The organism is Ancylobacter sp. TS-1 (assembly GCF_009223885.1).
Taxonomy (GTDB): Bacteria; Pseudomonadota; Alphaproteobacteria; order Rhizobiales; family Xanthobacteraceae; genus Ancylobacter.
In genome coordinates this window covers 3,466,502-3,490,319 of record NZ_CP045144.1, presented here as the reverse complement: position 1 = coordinate 3,490,319, position 23,818 = coordinate 3,466,502, and the positions used below count along the sequence as shown (strand labels likewise).

Genomic DNA, 23,818 nt, shown 5'->3' with positions numbered 1-23,818 from the left:
CCACTTGGCTAGCGCGATATTTGCCGGCCGTCGAGCCCCGTCGAACCGAATCCACCATCACCCCGTGTTGTTTCAGTTAAACTACCGGCTTCGGTCAGATGAATCCGGGTGACGGGGGCCACCACCATCTGCGCGATGCGCTGGCCGCGCTCCAGCACGACGGGCGCGTCGCTCAGATTGACGAGGAGCACCTTCACCTCGCCGCGATAGTCGGAATCGACCGTGCCGGGCGCGTTGAGCACGGTCAGCCCCTGCTTGAGCGCGAGGCCCGAGCGCGGCCGCACCTGCGCCTCGTAACCTTCCGGCAGAGCGATGCACAGCCCCGTCGGCACCGCCGCGCGGGCGAGCGGGGCGAGGATCAGCGGTTCGCCCTCGGGCAGAGCGGCGATCAGGTCGAGCCCGGCCGAGCCCAGTGTCGCATAGGCCGGCAGCGGCAGGCCCTCGCCATGCGGCAGCACCACGACGGAAACCTCAAGGCTCACGGCGCAGCCTCCCGCGGGCCGAGGGCGGCGGCGATGCGGCCGACGAGGCGCTCGGCAAGTTCGGCCTTGGAGGCCGGCGGCCAGTGCTCGACGCCCTCGCCGGTGATGAGATGGACCTCGTTGCTGTCGCCGCCCATGACGCCGCCGGGGATGCCGCTGCGCTGGGAGACGTCGTTGGCGACGATCCAGTCGCAGCCCTTGCGGGCGCGCTTGGCCTGCGCATAGGCGACCACGTTCTGCGTCTCCGCCGCGAAACCGACGACGAGGCGCGGACGCCGGTTGGACAGATGCGCGATGGTGGCCAGGATGTCCGGGTTCTCGGTGAGGGCCAGCGGCGGCAGGGCGCCGCCGTCCTTCTTCATCTTCTCGCCCGCCTCGCTGGCGGCGCGCCAGTCGGCGACGGCGGCGGCGAAGACGGCCGCGTCCGCCGGCAGCGCGGCTTCCACCGCCGCCAGCATCTCGCGCGCGCTCTCGACATGGCGGACATCGACGCCGGCGGGATCGGGCAGGCTCACCGGGCCGGAGACCAGCGTGACCTGCGCCCCCGCGCGGGCGGCGGCGGCGGCGATGGCGTGGCCCTGCTTGCCGGAGGAACGGTTGGCGATGTAGCGCACCGGGTCGATCGGCTCATGGGTCGGACCGGAGGTGACGAGCAGGTGCCGGCCCTTCAGCGGGCCGGAAGGCACCAGCAGGCCCTCGATGGCGGCGACGATTTCCAGCGGCTCGGCCATGCGGCCCGCCCCATCCTCGCCGCGCTCGGCCATGGCGCCGGCATTGGGGCCGACAAAGGCGATGCCGTCGGCCGAAAGGCGCCCGGCGTTGCGGCGCGTGGCGGGGTTGGCCCACATCGCCGGGTTCATCGCCGGGGCGAGCAGGATCGGCCGCGTGCTCGCCAGCAGCACGGCGGAGGCGAGGTCGTCGGCCAGCCCGTTTGCCATCTTCGCCATCAGATCGGCGGTGGCCGGCGCGACGACAAGCAGGTCGGCCTCGCGCGAGAGGCGGATGTGGCCGATATCGTGCTCGGCCTCGCGGTCGAACAGCTCGGTGAAGACACGGTCATGGCTGAGCGCGCCGGCGGCGAGCGGGGTGACGAAATGCTGGGCGGCGCCGGTCATGACGACGCGCACCGACGCGCCGCGCTCCTTGAGCCGGCGGATCAGGTCGAGGCTCTTATAGGCGGCGATGCCGCCGCCTATCACGAGCAGGATGCGCTTGCCGGCGAGCATGCGGGTGAGCCTGCGCCTTCTTCTTGCCTGCGTGGCCTATAGCTCAGCCGCGCGGCGCAGCCCAGAGGCGGCCGGGCGAGGAAGCGAAATCATTCGGCCGGACCGGCGTGGGGATGATGGCCGCGCGAAGCGACCAGATAGACGATGCCGCCGACGACAAGGGCGCCGACCGGCATGATCAGCAGCAGCAGGAAGTCCGCTGTGGTCATGGCAAGAGACTCCCGAGGAGACGCCTCGCAAGGAAATGTAGGGCGATGCTGCCCACGAGGCAAATCACGCTGACGGCGGCGATACCCAGCACAGGTGCGGCGCCACCGTTCAGCACCGACACGACCGGACCAAGCCCGCCGACGGCCATCACGGCAATGGCAACGCCGTTCAGAAACGTCGCGGACAGCTTCGTCCGCTCATTGTGAACGAGGCTCATCGCAGCGCCTCCCCCTCAGAACAGCAGATGCCCCGCCAGCAGGCCGGCGATCACCCACAGGCCGATCGTCATCCAGCGATTGCCGCGCCCCTCGGCGCGGCCGATGGCCTCGGTGGTCTCGGGCGACAGGGCGAGCCCGTCGCGGGTGGCGAGGTCGAGCTGGGCGGCGATGCGCTGGCCCTGGGCGATCAGCTCCGGCAGCGCCTGCAGCGAGCGGCCGAGCGCGCCGACGCCGGCCGCCGCCTCCTCGATGCGCCCGGCGGGGCCGAGATTGCGCTCGATCCACGTCCGTACCACCGGCTCGGCGGTCTTCCACATGTCGAGCTGGGGATCGAGATTGCGGGCGACGCCCTCCACGACGACCATGGTCTTCTGCAGCAGCAGCAGCTCGGGACGCGTCTTCATGTCGAACAGCGCCGTCACCTCGAACAACAAGGTGAGCAGCTTGGCCATGGAGATCTGGTCGGCGCGGCGCGAATGAATCGGCTCGCCGATGGCGCGGATCGCCTGGGCGAAATCCTCCACCGAATGATGGGGCGGCACATAGCCGGCTTCGAAATGCACCTGCGCGGTGCGCAGCCAGTCGCGGGTGATGAAGCCGAACAGGATTTCGGCGAGGAAACGCCGCTCCTTCGGGCCGAGCCGGCCCATGATGCCGAAATCCACCGCCACCAGCCGGCCGTCGGCATCGACGAACAGGTTTCCCGGGTGCATGTCGGCGTGGAAGAAGCCGTCGCGCAGCGCGTGGCGCAGGAAGGACTGCATGACGATGCGCCCGAGGCGCGGCAGGTCGTGGCCGGCGGCGCGCAGGGCGTCGAGATCGTTCAGCTTGATGCCGTCGATCCACTCGGTGGTCAGCACCTCGCGCCCGGTGCGGTCCCAGTCGACCGCCGGCACGCGGAACTCGTCGTCCTCGCCGGTGTTCTGCGCCAGTTCGGAGAGCGCGGCCGCCTCCAGCCGCAGGTCCATCTCCATCGTCACCGAGCGGGCGAGCGTGTCGACCACGGCGACGAGCCGCAGGCGCCTGCCCTCGGGCGTGACGCTCTCGCCGAGCCGGGCCGCCCGGTAGAAGGACGACAGGTCGATGCGGAAGCGGCGCTGCACGTCCGGGCGCAGCACCTTCACCGCGACGCGATGCACCGTGCCGTCGGGATCGACCACCTCGCCCTGGTGCACCTGCGCGATGGAGGCCGCCGCCAGCGGCGGGCCGAGGCGGGCATAGACGGCGCTGGCCGGCCGGTCGAAATTGCGGGCGATGGTCGCCTCGGCCACCTCCTGCGGGAACGGCGGCATGCGGTCCTGCAGCAGTTCGAGGTCGCGCGCCATCTGCGCGCCCACCACGTCGGGGCGAGTGGCGAGGAACTGGCCGAGCTTCACATAGGACGGGCCGAGCCGGGACAGCGCCGCGCCGAGGCGGGCGGCGCTGGAGGCGGGGCCGCGCCGCTCGATCAGCCGCGCCACCGAGAAAAGCGGCTCGGAGCCGGGCGGGCGCATGCCGGGGTCGATGCGCGAGGCGACGCCTTCGCGGGCCAGCACGAAGCCGGCGCGCGCCAGACGCAGATAATCGCCGAGGGGACTGGCCACGCCGCTAGATCCGCACGCCGGAATGCAGCGCGACGACGCCGCCGGTGAGCGGCGTCCAGGCGACGCGCTGCAATCCCGCCGTCCGCATCATCTCCGCGAACACTTCCGGCGCCGGGAACTTGCGGATCGATTCGACGAGGTACTGGTAGGAATCGGCGTCGCCGGTGACAAGCTTGCCCATGCCGGGGATCAGCTTGAACGAATAGGCGTCGTAGATCGCATCGAGCACCGGCACGTCGACGCGCGAGAATTCCAGCACGAAGCACTTGCCGCCGGGCTTCAGCACCCGGCGCATCTCGGACAGCGCCTTGTCCATGCGCGGCACGTTGCGGATGCCGAAGGCGACGGTGGCGGCATCGAAGCTCCGGTCGGGAAAGGGCAGCGATTCGGCATTCGCCTCGACGAACTCCACCCGGTCGGCCAGACCGAGCGCGCTCGCGCGCTCGCGGCCCACCGCCAGCATGCCGCCATTGATGTCGGCGACGGTGGCGCGGGTCGCCGGCCCGCCCGCCTCGACGGTGCGGAAGGAGACGTCGCCGGTGCCGCCCGCCACGTCCAGCAGGTGGAACGGCCGGTCATTGCGCGGCGGACGCAGGCGCGAAACCAGCAGGTCCTTCCACGCCCGGTGCAGGCCGAGCGACATCAGGTCGTTCATCAGGTCGTAGCGACGCGCGACCGAGTGGAACACCTCGTCGACCATGCGCTGCTTGTCGTCCAGCGGCACGGTCCGAAAGCCGAAATGGGTGTCGCTGCGGCCGCCATCGGCCAAAGTGTCCTGAGCCATCTGCTCGCGGCTCCCGCGTTCGATCCGAAATCGGGCGGGACCATAGCGGAGAGGCCGCGCGCATCCAAGCGGCGGACGGGCACGTGGTTACGCGACGCCGCAGGAAAGCGCCGGGCGGGTCAGATCACCCGCACCAGCGCGCCGACCTTCACCCGGTCGTAGAGGTCGATGACATCCGGGTTGCGCATGCGGATGCAGCCGGAGGAGACCGCCTGGCCGATGGTCTCCGGCTCGTTGGAGCCGTGGATGCGGTAGAGCGTGTTGCCGAGATAGAGGGCACGGGCGCCGAGCGGGTTGTCCTCGCCGCCGGCCATGACGCGCGGCAGGTCGGGCCGGCGCTGGATCATCTCGGTGGGCGGGCGCCATTCCGGCCATTCCGCCTTGCGGGCGATGCGCTCGCTGCCGGACCACTGGAAGCCTTCCTTGCCGACGCCGATTCCGTAGCGCACGGCGGTGCCGTTGCCCTGGATCAGATAGAGATAGCGCGCCCCGGTATCGACGATGATGGTGCCGGCCGGGTCGGAGCTGGTGTAGCGCACCAGCTTGCGGTCGAACTTGCGGTCGATGCCCTTGGCGCCGGTGGCGCGGCGGTAGACCGGCATGGGCGCGGCATCGTCGTCGTAATAGTCGGGCTCGGCCTCGGTATAGGTCGTGGGCAGGGCGGCGGTGCGCGTACCGCCGGTGGAGCGGGTCGCCGGGCGCGCGGGAGCGGCCGCCGGCGCGGCGCCGCCCGCCGAGCCGGCATAGCCATAGACGCCGCCTCCGCCGACATCCGCGCCGGGACGCGGGGGCTGGTAGACATTGCCGCTGGGATAGACGACGCCGGAGCCCGGCCGCCAGGCCGAGGCGCCGGACGCGGCGGCGCGCGAATAGAGCTGATAGGAGGACTGGTAGCCGTAGACGCCGCCCCCGCTCTGCGCCGCAACCGGCCCGGCACCGCCGGCCACCGCCGCGAAGGCGATCATGGCCGCGCCAACCGTCCGAAGCGCGGCGCGAAATCCGGCGGTCAGGTCCGGACGGGACGAGGCGGAAGGCGAATCACCGCGCATGTCGCTGAGGCTCCCAGGGAATTAACCGCAGGATGGTACCTTATGGTTAATAGACCCTTAGGAGCGCAGGGGAATCCGGCCTGCGGGCCGGCCCGCAGGCCGGCGCCGCGTCTCAGTTCGCCGTCACGGGCAGCGAATATAGACCATGGTGCCGTAGCGGCCGGCCACTTCGGGATCGAGCCATTTGAGCACCATCACCTGGCCGTCGAAGCGCACGACCTCGCGGTCGGACTGCGCGCCCGGCGGCTCGTCCGGCAGGCCGATATAGATCGGGCCGGTGCCGACCTGCTTGGAGACCACTTCGGAAGGCTGCGAATCGTCGGCCAGATACATCATGAAGCCGCCCGAGGGGCCCGCATTGATCACATAGGGCTGGCGGCAGCCCTGCCGCGCCTGCGCTTCCGTGCGCGCCGCATCCTCCGGCCGATGGTAGGCGGCCAGCCCCCACTTGCCGACCACCTGCTGGGGTGTGATCGGTGAGGTGAATCGCGGCATGGAGGTTTCCACACGCTGCGGGGTCTGCGTGCCGGCGCAGCCGGCAAGGACGGCCGCGAAAGCCGCGAAGAGGGCCAGACGGACGACGCGGTAGGATGCGATCATTGAGCACTCCGGAACGGATGGCTGCCGGAAGACCGTCGCAACGCGCGAAGGCGACAGACTCCCGGAATCTGACTCCAGCATAATGATTGAGCTTTACGCCAGAAGGCCAGCCGAACATAGTCCGGCCGCGCCCCGACGTCGAACCTTCCGCAAGCTGTGGCGGAAAATTGGGCCGAGCGTCGGGCCGGAGTGTCCGACGTGAACGATTTCCTTATCCGACCGGCGACCGACGCCGATGGCGACGCCATCGCCGGGCTGATCGCCGCCGCCTTTGCCGAATATGAGGGCTGCGTGTTCGACCGCGCGGCCGAGTTTCCCGAACTCGACGCCATCGCCAGCCACTTCGCCGCGCGCGGCGGGACGATCTGGGTCGCCGAGGACGGCGGGACGGTGATCGGCTCGCTCGGCCTCTTCCCGATGCGGGATGACGCCGCGCCCAAAGGGACGATGGAAGTCTCCAAGGTCTATGTGGCCCGCGCCGCGCGCCGGCGCGGCGTCGCCCGCGCGCTGATGGCGACGGCGCTGGCGGAGGCGACGGCCCGCGACGCCCCGGAAGTGCGCCTGTGGACGGACTCCCGCTTCGTCGACGCCCACCGCTTCTATGAGGTGAGCGGCTTCGCGCGCGTTGGCGCCGCGCGCGAGTGCCACGACCTGTCCGCCACCTGGGAATACGACTACCGGTGCGTGCTGGTCGGCGCCGTCCCCCTCCAGCCCGCGATGGAAAGCTGAACCATGGCCCGGTTTCAGTCCGGCCCCGCCCTCATGGCGGTGGCGGGCATCGGTTTGCTGTCGGTGATGGACGGCCTGATCAAATACGTCGCCGGCGCGCATGGCATCGGGCAGATCGCGCTGCTGCGCTACCTCTTCGGCGCGCTGGCGGCGTTCGCCGTCTTCCGCGCGATGCGCACCGCCCTTCCGACCATGGCGATCGTCCGCCCGCATGCCTGGCGCTCGGTCGTGGTGGCGATGACCGCGCTGTTCTTCTTCTATTCGCTGGCGGTGCTGCCGCTCGCCGTGGCGCTGGCGCTGTCCTTCACCTCGCCGATCTTCATCGCCCTTTTCGCCGCTGCCCTGCTGGGAGAGCGGCCGGGGCGGGCCATCTTCATCGCGCTGACGCTCGGCTTCGTCGGCGTGCTGGTGGTGCTGTGGAGCGAGTTGGAGCCCTCCGCCGCCACCGGCGAGGGCGCCAACGCGCTCGGCCTCGCCGCCGCCATCGCCTCCGCCATCACCTATGCGCTCGCCATGGTGACGCTGAAGAGCCGCGCCGCGCGCGACCCGCTGCCGACCATCGTGCTGTTGCAGAACGTGTTCGCCGGCCTGCTGCTGGCACCCCTCGGCATCGCGCAGTGGACAGCGCCGTCCGCCGCCGAGCTGGTCGTGTTCCTGGCCATCGGCCTGCTCGGCACGGCCGGGCACCTGTGCATGGCCTGGGCCTATGGACGCGCCGACGCCAGCCGGCTCGGCGTACTCGAATACACCGCCTTCGTCTGGGCGGTGGGCATCGGGCTGGCGGCATTCGGCGAGATTCCCTCGCCCGGCACGCTGCTCGGGGCCGCCTTCATCGTCGGCGGCGCGCTCATCGCCTCGCGCCGCGCCCCCGCCGTGCCCGAGCCGGATGTCGAAATCGGCCCGTGAGGGCGGGGCGGGCGCAAGACGGGACTGGACCGCCGGCCGGGAGGCGATAGGCTGACGGCAACGCCGCCACCCCCGTCGGCGGAGTGAACCGGAGAGCCTTCATGCGTCCTTCGAGCCTGGGCTGTCCGCGCCGGCTGCGCGCCACGCTGGCGGGCGCGGCGGCACTCCTTCTCGGTGCGCTCCTGCCCGCCGGCGCGGAGCCGATCCGCATCGGCGAACTCAACAGCTACAAGGCGCAACCCGCCTTTCTCGATCCATACCGGAAGGGCATGCAGCTCGCGCTCGACCAGGTGAACGCGAGCGGCGGCGTACTCGGCCGGCCGCTCGAACTGGTCTCCCGCGACGATGGCGGCAATCCGGGCGACGCCGTGCGCGTCGCCGAGGAACTGGTGACGCGCGAGAAGGTGGACCTGCTCACCGGCACCTTCCTGTCGCATGTCGGGCTCGCGGTGGCGGACTATGCCAAGCGGCGCAAGGTGTTCTTCCTCGCCGCCGAGCCGCTGACCGACAAGCTGACCTGGGCCGACGGCAACCGCTACACCTTCCGCCTGCGCCCTTCCACCTACATGCAGGTGGCGATGCTGCTGCCGGCCGCGACGGCGGCCAAGCGCAAGCGCTGGGCGCTGGTCTATCCCAATTACGAATATGGCCAGTCCGCCGCCGAGACCTTCAAGAAGCTGATCCGGGCCGCCCAGCCCGATGTCGAGTTCGTCGCCGAGCAGGCGACCCCGCTCGGCAAGATCGACGCCGGCCCGGTGGCGCAGGCCATCGCCGACGCCAAACCCGATGGCGTGTTCAACGTGCTGTTCGGGCCCGACCTCGCCAAATTCGTGCGCGAGGCCAATACGCGCGGCGCGCTGGACGGCGCCTTCGTCGTCAGCCTTCTGTCCGGCGAGCCGGAATATCTCGACCCGCTGAAGGACGAGACGCCGGCCGGCTGGGTGGTGACGGGCTATCCCTGGTACGCCATCGAAACGCCCGAGCACAAAGCCTTCCTCGACGCCTACCGCGCCGCCTATGGCGACCATCCCCGGCTCGGCTCCATCGTCGGCTACACCACCATCAAGTCGATCGCCGCCGGCATCGCGCGGGCGGGCAGCACCGACACCGAGAAGCTGGTCGCCGCCTTTTCGGGGCTCGCCGTGGATGGCCCGTTCGGCCCCTTCACCTTCCGCGCCAGCGACCATCAGGCGACGCTCGGCGCCTATGTCGGCACGCTGGCGGTAAAGGACGGGCGCGGCGTGATGCTCGATCCGGTCTATGTCGACGGCGCGAGCGTGCTGCCCTCCGATGCCGAGGTGGCGAAGCTGCGACCGGCGGCCGACTGACCGCACGGCCGCGAAGGGCGGGAAGACCGGATGTCGCTCGATTCGCTCCTGTTCCAGGGGGTCAACGGCCTCGCCTCGGCATCGGGCCTGTTCCTCGTCGCCGCCGGCCTGTCGATCATCTTCGGCGTGACCCGCATCGTGAACATGGCGCACGGCTCCTTCTACATGCTGGGGTTGTACCTCGCCGTCACGCTGGCGCCGGCGCTGTCGGGGACAATCGGCGGCGCGGCCGGCTTCTGGGGCGGCATCCTCGCCGCCACGCTGGCGGTGGCGCTGCTCGGCGCGCTGGTCGAGGTCGTGCTGCTGCGCCGGCTCTATGCCGCGCCCGAGCTCTACCAGTTGCTCGCCACCTTCGCCCTGCTGCTGGTGATCAACGACGCAGTGCTGTTCCTGTGGGGACCGGAGGACATTCTCGGGCCGCGCGCGCCGGGGCTCTCCGGCTCCGTCGAATTCCTCGGCCGCCGGCTGCCGGAATACGACATCTTCCTCGCCCTCATCGGTCCGATCGTCCTCATCGTCCTCCACCTGATCCTCAAGCGCACCCGCTTCGGCCGGCTGATCCGCGCCGCCACGCAGGACCGCGAGATGGTCGCCGCGCTCGGCATCAACGAGGCGTTGCTGTTCACCGCGGTCTTCGCGCTCGGGGCCGGCGTCGCCGGGCTCGGCGGGGCGCTGCAGATGGCGCGCGAGCCGGCGAACCTTTCCATCGACCTGTCGGTGCTGGGCGATGCCTTCGTGGTGGTGGTGGTCGGCGGCATGGGCTCGATCAGCGGCGCCTATCTCGCCGCCGTGCTGGTGGCCGAGGTCAAGGCGCTGTGCACCGCGCTCGGCGTCGTCGAGATCGCCGGTCATGCCTTCAACATGTCGCGCCTGACGCTGGTGGCCGAATTCCTGGTCATGGCCTTGGTGCTGATCGTGCGCCCGCACGGCCTGTTCGGTCGGCCGCAGCCGCCCTCGACCGTGCGCGGCGCGGCCGAGCCGCCGCTGGCCCCGCTCGGCGGGCGCGGGCGGATTCTCGCCCTTGTCGCCGTGGCCCTGTTCGCGGCCGTGCCACTGATCGGCCAGTTCTTCGCCTACGCCCCGGTGCTGGCGCTCGACATGGTGATCGCAGCGCTGTTCGCCGCCTCGCTGCACTTCATCATGGGGCCGGGCGGCATGGCCTCCTTCGGCCACGCCGCCTATTTCGGCCTTGGCGCCTATGGCACCGCCTTCGCCGCCACCCAGCTCGGCGCCTCCACCCCGCTCGCCTTCGCCGTGGGGGTGGGCACGGCGGGCGCGGGCGCGGCCCTGTTCGGCTGGTTCTGCGTGCGGCTGGAAGGCGTCTATTTCGCCATGCTGACGCTGGCCTTCGCCCAGATCGTCTGGTCCATCGTCTATCAGTGGGAGGACGTCACCGGCGGCTCGAACGGCCTGTTCGGCGTCTGGCCGCAGGCGCCGTTCGACGAGCCGGCCGGGCTCTACCTCGCCGCGCTGTCAGTGACGCTCATCGGCCTTTTCCTGATACGGCGCTTCGTCTTCGCGCCCTTCGGCCATGCGCTGCGCGCGGCGCGCGATTCGCGCCTGCGGGCGGAAGCCTCCGGCATCCCGGTGGCGCGGGTGCGCTGGCTCGCCTTCGTGATGGCCGGCACGCTGTGCGGGGCCGCCGGCGCGCTGTTCGCCTTCGCCAAGGGCTCGATCTCGCCCGAGGCGATCTCGGTGGGCCGCTCCATCGACGGACTGGTGATGGTGCTGCTCGGCGGCGTGCAGAGCCTGATGGGACCGATCGTCGGCGCCGGCGGCTTCACCCTGCTGCAGGACATGGTGATGCGCGAGACAGACTACTGGCGCGCCTTGCTCGGCGCCGTCATCCTCGCCGTGGTGCTGCTGTTTCCCGCCGGCATTGCGGGGGGCCTGCGCCGCGCGCGGAGCCTGTCGGGGAACCCGCGATGAGCGCCGCCCCGCGCCGAACCGTGCTGGAGGTGCGCGGCCTGACCCGCAGCTATGGCGGCGTGTGCGCGCTCGACGGCGTCAGCTTCGACATCGCGGCGGGCGAGTTGCTCGCGCTTATCGGGCCGAACGGGGCCGGCAAGTCGACCTGCTTCAACATCGTCAATGGCCAGTTGCGTCCGGATGCCGGCACGGTGCGCCTTTCCGGGCGCGACATCACCGGCCTGCCGCCCCGCCGCATCGCCGCGCTCGGGGTCGGGCGCACCTTCCAGGTGGCCGCCGTGTTCGGCTCGATGACGGCGCTGGAGAACGTGCAGACGGCACTCGCCGCCGCGCGGGGCGGCGTGTTCGATCTCTGGCGCCCGGCGCGCTCTCTGGGGCGGGACGAGGCCCTCGACCTGCTGGCGCAGACCGGCATGGCGGCTCAGGCCGACCGCCCGGCCAGCGCCCTCGCCTATGGCGACGTGAAGCGGCTGGAACTCGCCATGGCGCTCGCCGGTGCGCCCCGCCTGCTGCTGATGGACGAGCCCACCGCCGGCATGGCCGGCACGGAGCGGCGCGAGATGATTGCGCTGGTGCGCGCCCTCACCCGTTCGCACGGGCTTGCCGTGCTGTTCACCGAGCATTCCATGGATGTCGTGTTCGGCCACGCCGACCGGGTGATCGTGCTGGCGCGCGGGCGCCTCATCGCCGATGGCAGCGTCGACGATGTGCGCCGCGACCCGCTGGTGCGCGAGGTCTATCTCGGCGGCAGCGCTCCCGCGGGAGCACGGCCATGACCGCATCCGTCCCCCTGCTCGACGTCGACGGCCTCGACGCCTGGTATGGCGAGGCGCGCATCCTGTTCGGCCTGTCCCTCACCGTGGGACGCGGCGAAGCCGTCGCCCTGGTCGGGCGCAACGGCGCCGGCAAGTCGACCACGATGAAGGCACTGATGGGACTGGCTCGGCGGCGGGCGCGCCGCATGGTCTTCGACGGTCACGACCTGTCCGGCCTTCCCACCCACGCGATCGCGCGGCTCGGCATCGGCTACGTACCGGAGGACCGCCGGATCTTCACCGACCTCACCGTGACCGAGAATCTCGACCTCGGGCGCCGCGCGCCGCCCCACACCGCCTCGCCGTGGACCGACGACGCCATCTTCGAACTCTTCCCCCATCTCGCCGATCTGCGCGCGCGGCCCGGCGGACGGATGTCCGGCGGCGAGCAGCAGATGCTGGCGGTCGCCAGGGCCCTCGTCGGCAACCCTGCGTTGCTGATGCTCGATGAGCCATCGGAAGGAGTTGCGCCTATTGTTGTAGAACAAATGATCCACGCACTGACCCGGCTCAAGGCAAGGGGAATGTCCTTCCTGATCTCCGAGCAGAATTCTTTTCTCTGCCGGGCGATCTGTAATCGCGCCTATGTCATCGAGCAGGGAGAAATGCGCTGGCAAGGCGAGATGGATGCGCTGGCAGGGCGCGAAGAATCGACAGGACTATTGGGTCTGGTTGATTAGATTTACCAATATTCCGAGTCTTGCGTTTGCGAGCCGGCTCAATTGTGCTCTGATGCAACGGTAACGGTTGTCTTCGGGGGGAAGAGGGCCAATGGATCCGGACAGCCCTGACGAGGTTGCGGACGTCAAGGCTTCGGCAATCGACGCCTACCGGCTCAGCGAGCAGGTGGGTTTTCTCATGCGCGTCGCCAACCAGCGCCACACCGCGCTGTTCGCCGCGCGCATGATCGAGGGGCTGACGCCGCCTCAGTTCGCCACCCTCGCCAAGCTGCGGGAGGTCGGCCCCTGTTCGCAGAATCGTCTCGGCCGGCTGGTCTATCTCGATGCCGCCACCATCAAGGGCGTGGTGGACCGCCTGCGCGCCCGCGGCTTCGTGCTGACGGCGGACGACCCGCTCGACCGCCGGCGCCGCGCCGTCGGCCTGTCCGAGCGCGGCCGGTCGGTCGCCGACGCAGCCACACTGGTCGCGCAAGCGATCACCGAGGCGACGCTCGCACCGCTGACCGAGGAAGAGCGCATCCAGGTGGTCCACCTGCTCCGCAAGCTCGGCTGACCGTTCTTCAGTCTCCACGCGGCGCGAAGGGGGCCAGCATTCCCGTATAGGCCTTGGGGCGCGGGGGCGCATAGGCGCCCGCCTTGGACGTGGCGAGGCCGACCCGCACCAGCCCCTCGGCCAGCGCCACCGCGCTCGCCACCCCGTCAATGACCGGAACGCCGTGCTCCTCGCCCAGCGCGCGGGCAAGGTCCGCCATGCCGGCGCAGCCGAGCACCACCGCCTCCGCCCGGTCCTCGCGCACCGCGCGGCCGATCTCGGCGGAGATGCGGGCGCGGGCATCGGAGGCGGGGTCCTCCAGCTCCAGCACCGCCACCTCGGAGGCACGCACGGCGGCGCAGCGCCGGTCGAGCCCGGAACGCATCAGATTCGCCTCGATGACCGGGATCGAGCGCGACAGCGTCGTCACCACGGAGAAACGGTGCGCGATCAGGCTGGCCATGTGAAAGCCGGCCTCGCCGATGCCCACCACCGGCGCCAGCGCCAGCGTGCGGGCGGCATCGAGCCCGGTATCGTCGAAGCAGGCGATGATATGGGCGTCGACGCCGACCGCCTCCGCCTCGCCGATGGCCGCCAGCAGCCCGGGCAGCGCCAGCGCATCGTCATAATGGCCCTCGATCGAGGCTGGCCCCATCGCCGAGGTCGCCGCCACGATCTCGGTTCCCGGCGCGGCCACCGCGCGCGCGGCCAGCGCGATCTTGTCGGTCATCGAACGGGTGGTGTTGGGATTGACGAGATGGATGCGCACGGTCGGCCCGCCGGGTGAGGTTGGATATTTCCGGCTTCTAGCACGGGCATTGGCTGGGGCGGGAGGATTCGAACCTCCGCATGGGGGAATCAAAATCCCCTGCCTTACCGCTTGGCGACGCCCCAACGCACCGGCACCCGTGGCGGGCGCCGGCCGTGGGCGCGGAGATAGCCACAGCTTGCGGTGGCTTTCAACCTCGCTCACCGCGCGCGAGGGTGCTGACAAGGCGTTGGCACGGCGAAGATGCGCGGTGGCCGATCACGCGCAAAGGCAGGCGGTTGCGGCCGTGGCGGGCCTGCGCGCCAAATTCATCCACCGGCATGCGACGCCCGCCCCTTGCGGGCCTGCGCATCAGCATGCTACAGGCTCGCGCCGCGTCGGAGTGTAGCGCAGCCTGGTAGCGCACCTCGTTCGGGACGAGGGGGTCGCAGGTTCAAATCCTGCCACTCCGACCAATTAATTTCCCGAGATTTTCCAACCGCCTGACGAACCGGCCGGCCCGCCTGCGGGCGCCGGGGCCGGCGCGTGCGTCTGGACAAGTCCGGCGGTGCTCCCATATCCGCGTCATGACATTCCCGCCGGCGCCACGCGCGTGAAAACACCCCCCTCGAGCTTTCATCCCCTGCCGGTTCCAGACGGCCCGGACGGGCGTGCGCGGCGGGTCGGCGTCGAGATCGAATTCACCGGCCTGTCCGAGCGCGCGGCCGCCCTGTGCCTTTCCCAGGTGCTCGGCGGCACGGTGGAGGAGGAGGACGCACACGCCTTCCTCCTGCGCGGATCGCGCCTCGGCGATCTTGGCGTCGAGCTCGACATCCGGCATGTCCATCCTCACCGACCTGACCATCCCCTACCGTGGCTGCGCCCCCATGCCCGCTGGCTCGGCGTGGCCCTGCGCCCCTTCGTGCCGCGCGAATTGGTGACGGGGCCGCTCGACCCGCGGGCGCTGCCGGAGCTCGACGCCGTGATCGCGCCGCTGCGCCAGGCCGGCGCCGGGGGACGCGGCGCCTCCGCGCTCGGCTCGCTCGGGCTTCACTTCAACATCGTGCCGGCGACGCTTGAGGCGGCGACGGTGCTTGCCGTGCTGCGCGCCTTCCTGCTGCTGGAGGCGCGGCTGCGGACGCAATGCCTGACGAGCCCGGCCGCGCGCTGGCACGCGCCGCCGCCCTACCCGGCCGTCTATACCGCGCGGGTGCTGTCGCCGGACTACCGGCCCGATCTTCGCGAACTTTGCGACGACTACGTGCGGTCGAACCCGACGCGTCACCGCGCGCTCGACCTGCTGCCGTTGTTCCTGCACCTGTTCCCCGAACGCGTCGTCCCGCGCATAAGCGGCAAGGCCAAGCCGCGCGCGGTTCTGCATTACCGTCTGCCGGTCGCCCATGTCGGCGCACCCGGCTGGTCGCTGGCACCCGACTGGAATCGCTGGGTGGAGGTGGAGCAGCTCGCCGCCGACCCGGAACGGCTGGCGGCGGCGTTGTGCGACGGATCGGCGTAATGGGATGGCGCGAAGCCGGCGACGTCCCGCACCCGGGACGCGTCGCCAGCTATGCGCCGGTGCCGCCGGCGGTCAGGCCGGGGAGAAGGTGCCGTCGGGCCGCAGCCGCTCCAGAACACCCGTCGCGACCGCGAAATAGGCGCCCTGAAGCGAAAGGCGCCCATCCTCGATCCGCTCGCGCACCCAGGGGAAGGTCTCGAGATTGCGCAGCGAGAGCTTGACACACTGATATTCGACGATGCGGCGCTGCTCGCCCGGATCGTCGCTGAGGTTCAGCGCGATGTCGCGCGCCGGGCGGGCGATGCGGATCCAGTCGGACAGGAAGTCCTGCGCCTGCTCCGGTGCACCGTCGATGAGCGCGCCGGCGCCGCCGCACAGAGCATGGCCGAGCACCACGATCTCGCTTACCTCCAGCACCCGGACGGCGAATTCGATCGCCGCGCTGGTGCCGTGATGGGCGTGGTCCGGCGTCGAATAGGGCGGCACCAGATTGGCGACGTTGCGCACGACGAAGAGCTCGCCCGGTCCGGCATCGAAGATCATGCTGGGGTCGACGCGGCTGTCGGAGCAGGCGATGACCAGCGTCTTCGGTCGCTGGCCAATCGCGGCGAGCTGTTCGAAGAGCGCCTTGCGTTCCGGCCAGGCCGTGGCGCGAAACCGGCGATAGCCATCCAGTAGTTTGTCCATCCGTCACCCTTGCGATAGGCAGGCCGCTGATGAGTCAATAGCGGCGGCCAGCCCGACGCGCAAACGGGTCGTGCCCGATCCGGCCGCAAACGCCGGACCGGATGCAGGCGGGGGACCAGACGATGGCAGAGGACATTCCCTTCAACCGGCGCTTCGACGCCGTGCCCGGCGTGGTCGAGACGGTGGCGCCCGGCGTGCGGCGCGTGCTGGCGCCCAATCCCGGCCCGTTCACCTTCACCGGCACCTGCACCTACATCGTCGGCGCGGGCGAGGTCGCCATCGTCGACCCCGGCCCGGACAATGCGGATCATCTCGCCGCGCTGCTGGCGGCGGTCGCGGGCGAGCGCGTCACCCACATCTTCCTCACCCATACCCATCGCGACCACAGCGGGGCGCTGGCGGCGCTGCAGGCGGCCACCGGCGCCCCGACCTATGCCGAGGGCCCCCACCGCGCCGCGCGGCCCCTGCACGCGCAGGAGGCCAACACGCTCGAAGGCTCCGGCGACCGCTCCTTCCTGCCCGACGTGGCGCTCGCCGACGGCGCCCGCGTGGACGGCGCGGGCTGGGCGCTCGCCGCGCTGGCGACGCCCGGCCACACCGCGAACCACATGGCTTTCATCCTCGAAGCCGAGCCGGTGCAATCCGAGGGCGTCATCTTCGTCGGCGACCATGTGATGGGCTGGTCGACCACCGTCGTCGCGCCGCCGGACGGTTCGATGAGCGCCTATATGGAGTCGCTGCGCCGGCTCCTCGCCCGCCCGGAGACGCTCTACCTGCCCGGCCATGGCGGGGCGGTGCCGCAGGGGCCCGCCTTCGTCGAGCGGTTCCTGCGCCACCGGCAGTCGCGCGAGAGGGCGATCCTGCGGGCGCTGGAGCGCGGGCCGATGGCGATACCGGACATCGTGCGGGCGATCTATTTCGGCCTCGACCCGCGCCTCGCCAACGCGGCGGGGCTCTCCACCCTCGCCCATATGGAGGATCTGGTAGAGCGCGGCGACGTGCTCACCGAGGGCCCAGCGATCCTCAGCGGCATCTACCGGCTGCCCTGAGCAGCCGGTAGATGCCGGCGGTCACTGGCGGCGCGGGCGGCCCTGCTGGTCGGCGATCTCGGAAAGCAGCTGGTCGACGCGGCGCGCATTGGAGCCGAAATCGCGGTCGCCATTGCGCGCCACCGAGCGGATATCGACCCGCGCCCCGCCGGCGGTGCGGCGCACCCGCACCACGAGGTCGTCACGCAGCCCGAAGGGCAGGCTGCGGGCCACCGCCTCGATCCGCCCGTCGCGCTCGCCGCGCGGAGGCACGGCATCGACGACGAGCCATTTGTGCCGCGTCACCAGCGACAGCATCGCCCGGTAGATCTCCTCGGGCGGCGCGTCGAAGCTGAGCGGCTTGATGCCGGGATAGATGTCGAGCTGGCGTTCGGCCAGCACCTCGCCGGGATAGGCGAGGCCGTTGGAGGCGCGCGAGCGCACCGCGCCGAGGGTGACGAATTCCGGCGGGTCCTGGGTGTCGGTGGTCACGTCCGGCAAGGCGCGCTTGCCGATGCCGAGCGCGGCGATGGTCGCCGTCGGCATGATCAGCACCAGCGCCAGCGCGGCGGCGCCGAGCACGCGACCAAGGCCCTTAAGCCCCTCGTTCCAGATGACGACGAAGCCGGCGAAGGCCAACAGCAGCGCCACCACCGACACGCCGACGCCGGCCAGCACCGTGTAGGCGGCGGTGCGGAAATCCAGCGTCTCGGTGGCGTAGAGCATCGCCCCGATGAAGGTGACGGGAAAAGCGAAGACGGCCGTGCGCAGGCTCCACACGGCGAGCCGGGACATGCGTTCGTCGATGTAGAGCCGCCGGCGGATCATCGCCATGCGTCGCTCCTCCTGCCCGTCATCGTGCCGCTCCGTCGGCCTGCCCGACGATGATGTCGGCCAGCTGTTCGACCGTGTCAACGACAAGGTCGGCCTCGTGCGCGAAGGCGTCGACCGGCCCGGGGCCGCAGCGCACCAGTATCGCCCGGGCGCCGGCGGCGCGGGCGGTGTCGAGGTCGTGGCGGGTGTCGCCGACAAGGGCGATGTCACCGGGCGGCAGGCCGGTCAGGCGGCTGAACGCCTCCACCATGCCCGGCGCCGGCTTGGAACCGTAGCCGGAATCATGGCCGTAGACCGCGCTGAGATAGGCCTCGAGGCCGAGCCGCCCGACCTGCAGCCGCGCGCCGCGCTCGGCATCATTGGTGGCGATGCCGAGCGGCAGGCCGAGCGCGTGCAGCCGGGCCAGCGACTCGGCCGGCCGGCCGAGCGGCGTCAGATGGCGCTCGCCTTCCTCGCGGAACAGCCGATCCACCTCGTGATAGAACTCCGTGCCCGCCACCCGGCCGAGAATATCGGCCCAGAGCGGGCCATACTGGCGCGAGGAACCGGCGATGAGCGGCGAGGTCTGGAGAAAGCGCTGTTCGCCCGGCAGGTAGTGGCTTGCCTGCCACAGCCGCTCCAGCGCACCCTCATCCGCACCCGCCAGCCGGCGCATGACCGAACCGGCGGCCGGACCCCAGGTACGGTCGAAATCGACAAGAGTGCCGTCCTTGTCGAACAGAATGGCGCGTGGGGCGTTCACTAGAGGGTGCAGCCGTTTTGCAGTCGATCGAGGGGGCCTGATAGCATGGAATTCGAACGTCTCCCATTGCGGCTTGGAGCCGCCGCCGGCGGGCTCGCCCTGATCCTCGCAGGCGCGGCGTCGCCGTCCCGGGCGACGGAGTTACAGCAGTCCATCGACCAGACCGGCACCGCCATCAACCGCCAGCTCGGCGACTGGCTCGGCGTGGCGCCGCAACAGCCCGCCGCGCGCAGCAAGCGGCCTCCGGCCGCCACATCGGCCCGGCCGGCGGAGGCGGTGAGCACCCGCATTCCGCTTCCGCCGCGTCGTCCCCTTGAGGCGAGCAGGCAGGCGGTGGATGTCGCCAAGACCGATGTCGCCAAGACCGATGTCGCCAAGACCGATGCCACCAAGACCGACGCCGCCAAGGTGGAGACTCCCAAGGCAGTTGCTCCCGCTGCGGCGCCCGAAGTGTCGGCGGCCGAGGCGCTGCCTCCCCCGCCTGCGACCGCTCCTGTGGCCGAAATGAAGCCCGTCGCCACGCCGCCCGTGGCGGCGCTTGCCGTGCCGCCACCGGAGACCGCCGAGGTTCCGCTGCCGCCGCCCGCGCCGGAACGTCTGGCGGCGCTTCCGCCGGCGGAGCCCGCTGCCGAGGCGACCCCGCGCGCCGACGCGCCGGTGCCGATACCGACCGTCTGTCCCGAACTCTCCAATGACGATATCGGCGTCTTTACCGCCGTCACGGTGACGGCGACGAACGCCGCCTGCACCGTGGACCGGGGCGTCAGCCTTTCCGCCGTGCGGATGAAGGATGGCCGGCTCGTCACGCTGGAGCCGGCCGCCGTGCTTCGCTGCGAGATGGCGGCCGCCGTGGCGCATTGGGTGCGCGACGACGTGGACCCGGCGGTCGCCACGCTCGGCGCGCCGCTGGACAAGGTGCTGGTGGCCGCCGCGCAGCAGTGCCGGTCCCGCAACCGGGTCGCCGGAGCCAAAATCAGCGAGCACGGGCGCGGCAACGCGCTCGACACGCGCGGCTATGTGCTGAAGGACGGTGCCCGCTTCGTCATCGGCACGCCGCGCGCCGGCAGCGCCGAGAAGCCGATGCCGGTCGCCTTCCAGGAAGCGCTGAAGGCGAGCGCCTGCACGGACTTCACCACCATTCTCGGCCCCGGCTCGGACGGCTTCCACGAGGAGCACCTGCATGTCGACCGCGCCGAGCGGCGCTCGGGTGCGGTGCTGTGCCGCTGGGCGACCGGCCCGGCCGTGGCGCGGGTGCCCACGCCCATGGCGAAACCGCCGCAGGCGCCGGGCGATGCCGAGGCGTACGAGACGCCGGAAGACGCGCCGGAAGACGCATCCGCCCCCGATACCGCCGCGTCAGGCACCGATTCCGGTCAATAGCCGCGCCCTCCGACCAAGGGTGCGCTTCCGGCGCGGCGTCCGGCGATCTAGGGTGAGCGCAGGTTACACCCTGCCGGCGGAGTTACGGCCATGCTCACCAATCTTCAGGCTCGTGACGTCGAGACCCTGATCCACCCCTATACGAACCTCGTCGCGGTGCGGGAGGCGGGGCCGCTCATCCTCGAGCGCGGCAAGGGCGTGTGGGTCAGCGATGTCGACGGCAAGCCCTATCTGGAGGGCATGGCCGGCCTGTGGTGCACGGCGCTCGGCTACGGCAACGAGGAACTGGTCGAGGCGGCGGCGGCGCAGATGCGCAAGCTGCCCTTCACCCACATCTTCGGCGGCAAGAGCCACGATCCCGCGATCGAGCTGGCGGAAAAGCTGAAGGAGATGGCTCCGGTGCCGATCTCCAAGGTGTTCTTCACCAATTCCGGCTCCGAGGCCAACGACACCCAGATGAAGCTCGTCTGGTACATGAACAACGCGCTCGGGCGGCCGAAGAAGAAGAAGATCATCTCGCGCATGCGGGCCTATCACGGCGTCACCATCGCCTCGGCCTCGCTGACCGGCCTCGCCGGCAACCATAACGACTTCGACCTGCCGATCGCCGGCGTGCGGCACACCACCTGCCCGCATCATTACCGCCTCGCGGAAGCCGGCGAGAGCGAGGAGGATTTCGCCACCCGCCTCGCCGCCGATCTGGAGGCGCTGATCCTCGCCGAGGGGCCGGAGACGGTCGCCGCCTTCATCGCCGAGCCGGTGATGGGCGCCGGCGGCGTCATCGTGCCGCCGAAGACCTACTACCCGAAGATCCAGGCCGTGCTGGCAAAGTACGACGTGTTCTTCATCGGCGACGAGGTGATCACCGGCTTCGGCCGGCTCGGCACCGCCTTCGGCTCGGAAGCCATGGAGATGAAGCCGGATTCCATCTCCATCGCCAAGGCACTGTCCTCCGCCTACCAGCCGATCGGCGCGGTGCTGATCCCGGAGATCATGTATGAGGCGATGCTGACGGAGAGCGCCAAGCTCGGCAGCTTCGGCCATGGCTACACCTATTCCGGCCACCCGGTCGCCGCCGCCGTCGCGGTGAAGACGCTGGAGATCTACGAGCGCGAGAGCATCTTCGAGCGGGTGCGGGCCAAGATCCCGCAGTTCGACGCCCGCCGCGCCGCGCTGGAAGACCATCCGCTGGTGGGCGAGGCGCGCGGCGCCGGCCTCGTCGCCGGCATCGAGCTGGTGGCCGACAAGAAGACCAAGCACCAGTTCGACCCCAAGCTGGGCGTAGCGGCCAAGGCCGTTGCCTTCTGCCAGCAGGAGGGGCTGATCCTGCGCAACGTGTTCGGCGATGCCGTCACCATCTGCCCGCCGCTGGTGATCTCCCCGGCCGAGATCGACGAACTGTTCGACCGCCTCACCCGCGCGCTCGACAAGACGCTCGACTGGGCGGTGCGCGAGAAGCTGCTGGCGGCGTGAGGCGCCGCCCCTTCCCGGGACGATTCCGCCCCGTCAGGATCGTCCCGCTTCGCGGCATAACCCCCGGGCGGGCCTCGACCGATTCCGGTAGAGGCCCGTCAGCGAGATCCGAGATCGTGGGGATCTATCAAACGGTAAAGCGGCGCGAGTTCGAAGTGCCTTCGGCGCGCCATCCACCAGCCCGGAACAGAACTGGGAACGCTGGCCAAAGCTGATCCGCCGCCCGTCGCCAGACCTCCGGAACCGTCCGCTTTCCGAGAAGGCGGATTTCCTTGCCGTCCGCGTCGAAGTCGGCGCTGTCGATCGCGGCGCGACCACGGGCGCCACAGATCAATCGGCGGCTTCTGCTTCCAGAAGGTCCCTTTGCCTGCGGCCACCGTCGGAACGGCGAACTGTCCTGTACCGCCCAGGCGATATTCCGTGATGGCGATGGAACAGCTTCGAAAATGCGGCCGGGGTCTCGTAGCCGACACGGGTCGCAATCCGTGCAATCGCCTCGTCGCTTGTTTCGAGCAGAAACGCAGCTTCCGACATCCGGCGCGCGATCAGGTAGCGGTACATAGGTTCGCCAACGAGCTTGGTGAACCGAGCCGAAAACGCCGAGCGGCCGAGCCCCACGTGGTGCCCGAGTTCGCCAAGGGTCCAGGGCTGATCCGGCCGTTCGTGAATCAACTGAAGCGCCGGTCCTATGTGCGGGTCCGCCATCGCCCCCAGCCACCCGCCCTCTCCGGAATCGAGAGACGCGATCCAGCTCCGCAGCACCTCGACGAAGAGCACTTCTGTCAGGCGTGAGAGTGCGACATCCTGGCCGGGACGGGCAAACGCCGACTCGCTCACCATGCGCTGGAGAATCGCATCGAGCCATCCGCCGTCTTCCGCCGGCTTCAGGAGAAGCAAGGGCGGAAGCAATTCCAGGACGCTGCCGCGCGAGGGCCGCTCCACGGTGAAATTGCCGCAGATCATCGTCGAGAGCGGTTGGGCGTCACCTCCATGACGAACGACGCCAAGACGCCCGGGCAGCCGATCGAGGTCCAGAATTGGTAACGGCTTCGCCCGGCGATCCGAATAAATCAGGTGCGGCTCGCCGCGCGTGACGACGACAAAGTCGCCCTCGGCCATATGAAGCTCTCGTCCTTGTTCGAGCACCAGGGTAGCCGAGCCGCGACTGAGATAATGGAACAGGGCGTAGGGACGCGCCGGCAATGCCAGGTTCCATGGATGCCCGAGCTCGAAGTGGAACAGCAGAGTCCCACCCAAGCGGACGCGATCGAGCACTTGGGCGAGGATGTCCATCTTTCCGATCCTAATGCGATGGACGGTTAGACACAATATTCGGACGATTGGGGCCTGACGTCCGAAAACGACCCATCCCACTTCATCTCATGTCGAGCTGGCAGATCGCGCGGCAAGCCATTTCGCATAACGGCGGATGGAAGAGGCGCGACGTTGCCGACACGCCTGCCCTCCCCGGAACCGGCGTCGCCCATCATCTCAGCAGGAGCAATCAATGCGAAATCTTCTCTTATCGGTCGCCACCCTCCTCATGGCCGGAGCAACCGTCGCCGCCCCCGCCCAGTCCGCCGAACTGCCCAAGGGGGCAGCCCACAACATCGTCCTCGTCCACGGCGCTTTCGTCGACCAGACGAGCTGGAAGCCGGTTGCCGAGATCCTCACGAAGAAGGGCTACAACGTCACGCTCGTCGAAAACCCGCTGACCTCCCTTGCCGCTGACGTCGAGGCCACCAAACAGGCGCTCGCGAAGCAGAGCGGCAAGACCGTTCTCGTCGGCCACTCCTGGGGTGGCGTGGTCATCACGGAAGCCGGTGACGATCCCAAGGTCTCGGCGCTCGTCTACGTCTCCGCATTCGCACCCGACGTCGGACAATCCCTGGCGACGCTCGCCAAGAGCGGGCCGGCGACCGAAGGCACGGCGGCGATTCATCCTGACGACAAGGGCAACCTCACCATCGACCCCAAGGTGTTTCCGTCGGCGGTTGCGGCCGACCTTCCCCCGCAGATCGCCGAATCCCTGGCAAACCATCAGCTTCCGTTGAGCCACACGGCGTTCGAGGCGCCGGTGGATACGGCCGCCTGGCGCGACAAGCCGACGTTCTACGTGATCAGCACCAAGGACAAGGTGATCGCGCCCGAGGCGCAGAAGTTCTTCGCGACCAGAATGAAGGCCCAGACGACGGAAGTCGCCGGCAGCCACGCTTCGCTTGTCGTCCATGCGAAGGAAGTCGCCGCGGTGATTGAAAAGGCCGCGCTCGCGAAATGACGCGACCGCTCCCGGTGCGTTCGCGCCGGGAGCGCGCATGCCTGCTCGGAACAATACAGCC

General features: G+C 70.1%; 24 protein-coding genes and 2 tRNA genes. 13 read left to right on the top strand and 13 right to left on the bottom strand.

The genetic code is table 11. From position 1 onward, the window contains the following. Positions 1-8: 8 nt before the first annotated feature. The 7 genes from dut to GBB76_RS16320 all read right to left on the bottom strand — a co-directional run bounded on the left by dut (position 9) and on the right by GBB76_RS16320 (position 6,152). Complete coding sequence (gene dut, locus GBB76_RS16350; protein WP_152304287.1) at positions 9-482, bottom strand: dUTP diphosphatase; 474 nt, start codon at positions 480-482, stop codon at positions 9-11. Then, positions 479-1,708, bottom strand: a complete 1,230-nt coding sequence (coaBC, locus tag GBB76_RS16345; protein ID WP_152304286.1) for a bifunctional phosphopantothenoylcysteine decarboxylase/phosphopantothenate--cysteine ligase CoaBC — start codon at positions 1,706-1,708, stop codon at positions 479-481. Before coaBC ends, dut begins: the two co-directional genes overlap by 4 nt. A gap of 205 nt (positions 1,709-1,913) precedes the next feature. Then, positions 1,914-2,135: an amino acid transporter gene (locus GBB76_RS16340; protein WP_152304285.1), complete on the bottom strand. Its 222-nt coding sequence runs from the start codon at positions 2,133-2,135 to the stop codon at positions 1,914-1,916. Between the two features lie 15 nt (positions 2,136-2,150). Beyond that, positions 2,151-3,719 carry a 2-polyprenylphenol 6-hydroxylase gene (gene ubiB / locus GBB76_RS16335; RefSeq protein ID WP_152304284.1) on the bottom strand — a complete coding sequence of 523 codons (1,569 nt, stop codon included), beginning with the start codon at positions 3,717-3,719 and terminating at the stop codon, positions 2,151-2,153. Between the two features lie 4 nt (positions 3,720-3,723). Next, positions 3,724-4,503 carry a bifunctional demethylmenaquinone methyltransferase/2-methoxy-6-polyprenyl-1,4-benzoquinol methylase UbiE gene (ubiE, locus tag GBB76_RS16330; RefSeq protein WP_152304283.1) on the bottom strand — a complete coding sequence of 260 codons (780 nt, stop codon included), beginning with the start codon at positions 4,501-4,503 and terminating at the stop codon, positions 3,724-3,726. A gap of 119 nt (positions 4,504-4,622) precedes the next feature. Next, entirely contained in the window at positions 4,623-5,552 is a 930-nt protein-coding gene (locus tag GBB76_RS18790) for a L,D-transpeptidase (protein ID WP_246668960.1), read from the bottom strand. Between the two features lie 123 nt (positions 5,553-5,675). Further along, entirely contained in the window at positions 5,676-6,152 is a 477-nt protein-coding gene (locus GBB76_RS16320) for a hypothetical protein (RefSeq protein ID WP_152304282.1), read from the bottom strand. A 198-nt stretch (positions 6,153-6,350) separates the two neighbouring features. On the opposite strand from GBB76_RS16320, the gene GBB76_RS16315 reads away from it, so the two are divergent. The 7 genes from GBB76_RS16315 (at position 6,351) to GBB76_RS16285 (ending at position 13,092) form a co-directional block, all read left to right on the top strand. Further along, the gene (locus GBB76_RS16315) at positions 6,351-6,881 is read left to right on the top strand and encodes a GNAT family N-acetyltransferase (RefSeq protein ID WP_152304281.1); all 531 of its coding nucleotides are present in this window, start codon (positions 6,351-6,353) and stop codon (positions 6,879-6,881) included. A gap of 3 nt (positions 6,882-6,884) precedes the next feature. Then, entirely contained in the window at positions 6,885-7,787 is a 903-nt protein-coding gene (locus GBB76_RS16310) for a DMT family transporter (protein WP_152304280.1), read from the top strand. Positions 7,788-7,888: 101 nt separating this feature from the next. Further along, positions 7,889-9,115: an ABC transporter substrate-binding protein gene (locus GBB76_RS16305; RefSeq protein WP_152304279.1), complete on the top strand. Its 1,227-nt coding sequence runs from the start codon at positions 7,889-7,891 to the stop codon at positions 9,113-9,115. A 30-nt stretch (positions 9,116-9,145) separates the two neighbouring features. Continuing rightward, on the top strand, positions 9,146-11,044 hold the full coding sequence (locus tag GBB76_RS16300) for an ABC transporter permease (protein ID WP_152304278.1): 1,899 nt from the start codon (positions 9,146-9,148) through the stop codon (positions 11,042-11,044). Next, positions 11,041-11,820 (top strand): ABC transporter ATP-binding protein, encoded by a 780-nt coding sequence (locus tag GBB76_RS16295; RefSeq protein WP_152304277.1) that lies wholly within the window; start codon positions 11,041-11,043, stop codon positions 11,818-11,820. The genes GBB76_RS16300 and GBB76_RS16295 overlap by 4 nt, the downstream gene beginning before the upstream one ends. Continuing rightward, positions 11,817-12,539: an ABC transporter ATP-binding protein gene (locus tag GBB76_RS16290; RefSeq protein ID WP_152304276.1), complete on the top strand. Its 723-nt coding sequence runs from the start codon at positions 11,817-11,819 to the stop codon at positions 12,537-12,539. The genes GBB76_RS16295 and GBB76_RS16290 overlap by 4 nt, the downstream gene beginning before the upstream one ends. A gap of 91 nt (positions 12,540-12,630) precedes the next feature. Further along, positions 12,631-13,092: a MarR family winged helix-turn-helix transcriptional regulator gene (locus GBB76_RS16285; RefSeq protein WP_152304275.1), complete on the top strand. Its 462-nt coding sequence runs from the start codon at positions 12,631-12,633 to the stop codon at positions 13,090-13,092. A 7-nt stretch (positions 13,093-13,099) separates the two neighbouring features. Here the strand turns inward: GBB76_RS16285 and GBB76_RS16280 are convergent, their stop codons facing one another. Together GBB76_RS16280 and GBB76_RS16275 are read right to left on the bottom strand one after the other, a co-directional pair. Continuing rightward, entirely contained in the window at positions 13,100-13,840 is a 741-nt protein-coding gene (locus GBB76_RS16280) for an aspartate/glutamate racemase family protein (protein WP_152304274.1), read from the bottom strand. A gap of 50 nt (positions 13,841-13,890) precedes the next feature. Further along, a tRNA-Gln gene (locus tag GBB76_RS16275) sits at positions 13,891-13,965 on the bottom strand. Positions 13,966-14,218: 253 nt separating this feature from the next. Between GBB76_RS16275 and GBB76_RS16270 the strand changes: the two genes are divergently transcribed. Together GBB76_RS16270 and GBB76_RS16265 are read left to right on the top strand one after the other, a co-directional pair. Continuing rightward, positions 14,219-14,295: transfer RNA gene (locus GBB76_RS16270), tRNA-Pro, on the top strand. A 137-nt stretch (positions 14,296-14,432) separates the two neighbouring features. Then, positions 14,433-15,335, top strand: a complete 903-nt coding sequence (locus GBB76_RS16265) for an amidoligase family protein (protein ID WP_152304273.1) — start codon at positions 14,433-14,435, stop codon at positions 15,333-15,335. A 72-nt stretch (positions 15,336-15,407) separates the two neighbouring features. Here GBB76_RS16265 and GBB76_RS16260 read toward each other — a convergent pair whose 3' ends face one another. After that, entirely contained in the window at positions 15,408-16,022 is a 615-nt protein-coding gene (locus tag GBB76_RS16260; RefSeq protein WP_152304272.1) for a carbonic anhydrase, read from the bottom strand. 122 nt (positions 16,023-16,144) lie between these two features. Between GBB76_RS16260 and GBB76_RS16255 the strand changes: the two genes are divergently transcribed. Then, positions 16,145-17,071 carry an MBL fold metallo-hydrolase gene (locus GBB76_RS16255; protein ID WP_152304271.1) on the top strand — a complete coding sequence of 309 codons (927 nt, stop codon included), beginning with the start codon at positions 16,145-16,147 and terminating at the stop codon, positions 17,069-17,071. Positions 17,072-17,092: 21 nt separating this feature from the next. Here the strand turns inward: GBB76_RS16255 and GBB76_RS16250 are convergent, their stop codons facing one another. Further along, positions 17,093-17,884, bottom strand: coding sequence for a DUF1499 domain-containing protein (locus GBB76_RS16250; RefSeq protein ID WP_246668959.1), 792 nt, complete (start codon positions 17,882-17,884; stop codon positions 17,093-17,095). Positions 17,885-17,903: 19 nt separating this feature from the next. Beyond that, on the bottom strand, positions 17,904-18,626 hold the full coding sequence (locus tag GBB76_RS16245; protein WP_152304270.1) for an HAD family hydrolase: 723 nt from the start codon (positions 18,624-18,626) through the stop codon (positions 17,904-17,906). A gap of 45 nt (positions 18,627-18,671) precedes the next feature. On the opposite strand from GBB76_RS16245, the gene GBB76_RS16240 reads away from it, so the two are divergent. Then, the gene (locus tag GBB76_RS16240; RefSeq protein ID WP_152304269.1) at positions 18,672-20,006 is read left to right on the top strand and encodes an extensin family protein; all 1,335 of its coding nucleotides are present in this window, start codon (positions 18,672-18,674) and stop codon (positions 20,004-20,006) included. 90 nt (positions 20,007-20,096) lie between these two features. Further along, the gene (locus GBB76_RS16235) at positions 20,097-21,479 is read left to right on the top strand and encodes an aminotransferase (RefSeq protein ID WP_152304268.1); all 1,383 of its coding nucleotides are present in this window, start codon (positions 20,097-20,099) and stop codon (positions 21,477-21,479) included. Between the two features lie 330 nt (positions 21,480-21,809). On the opposite strand, the gene GBB76_RS16230 is transcribed toward GBB76_RS16235, so the two are convergent. Continuing rightward, a complete protein-coding gene (locus tag GBB76_RS16230) occupies positions 21,810-22,772 on the bottom strand; it encodes an AraC family transcriptional regulator (protein WP_162375633.1) in 963 nt (320 codons plus the stop codon). A gap of 214 nt (positions 22,773-22,986) precedes the next feature. Here GBB76_RS16230 and GBB76_RS16225 point away from each other — a divergent pair, with 214 nt between their 5' ends. After that, a complete protein-coding gene (locus tag GBB76_RS16225; protein WP_152304267.1) occupies positions 22,987-23,757 on the top strand; it encodes an alpha/beta hydrolase in 771 nt (256 codons plus the stop codon). Positions 23,758-23,818 lie beyond the last annotated feature (61 nt).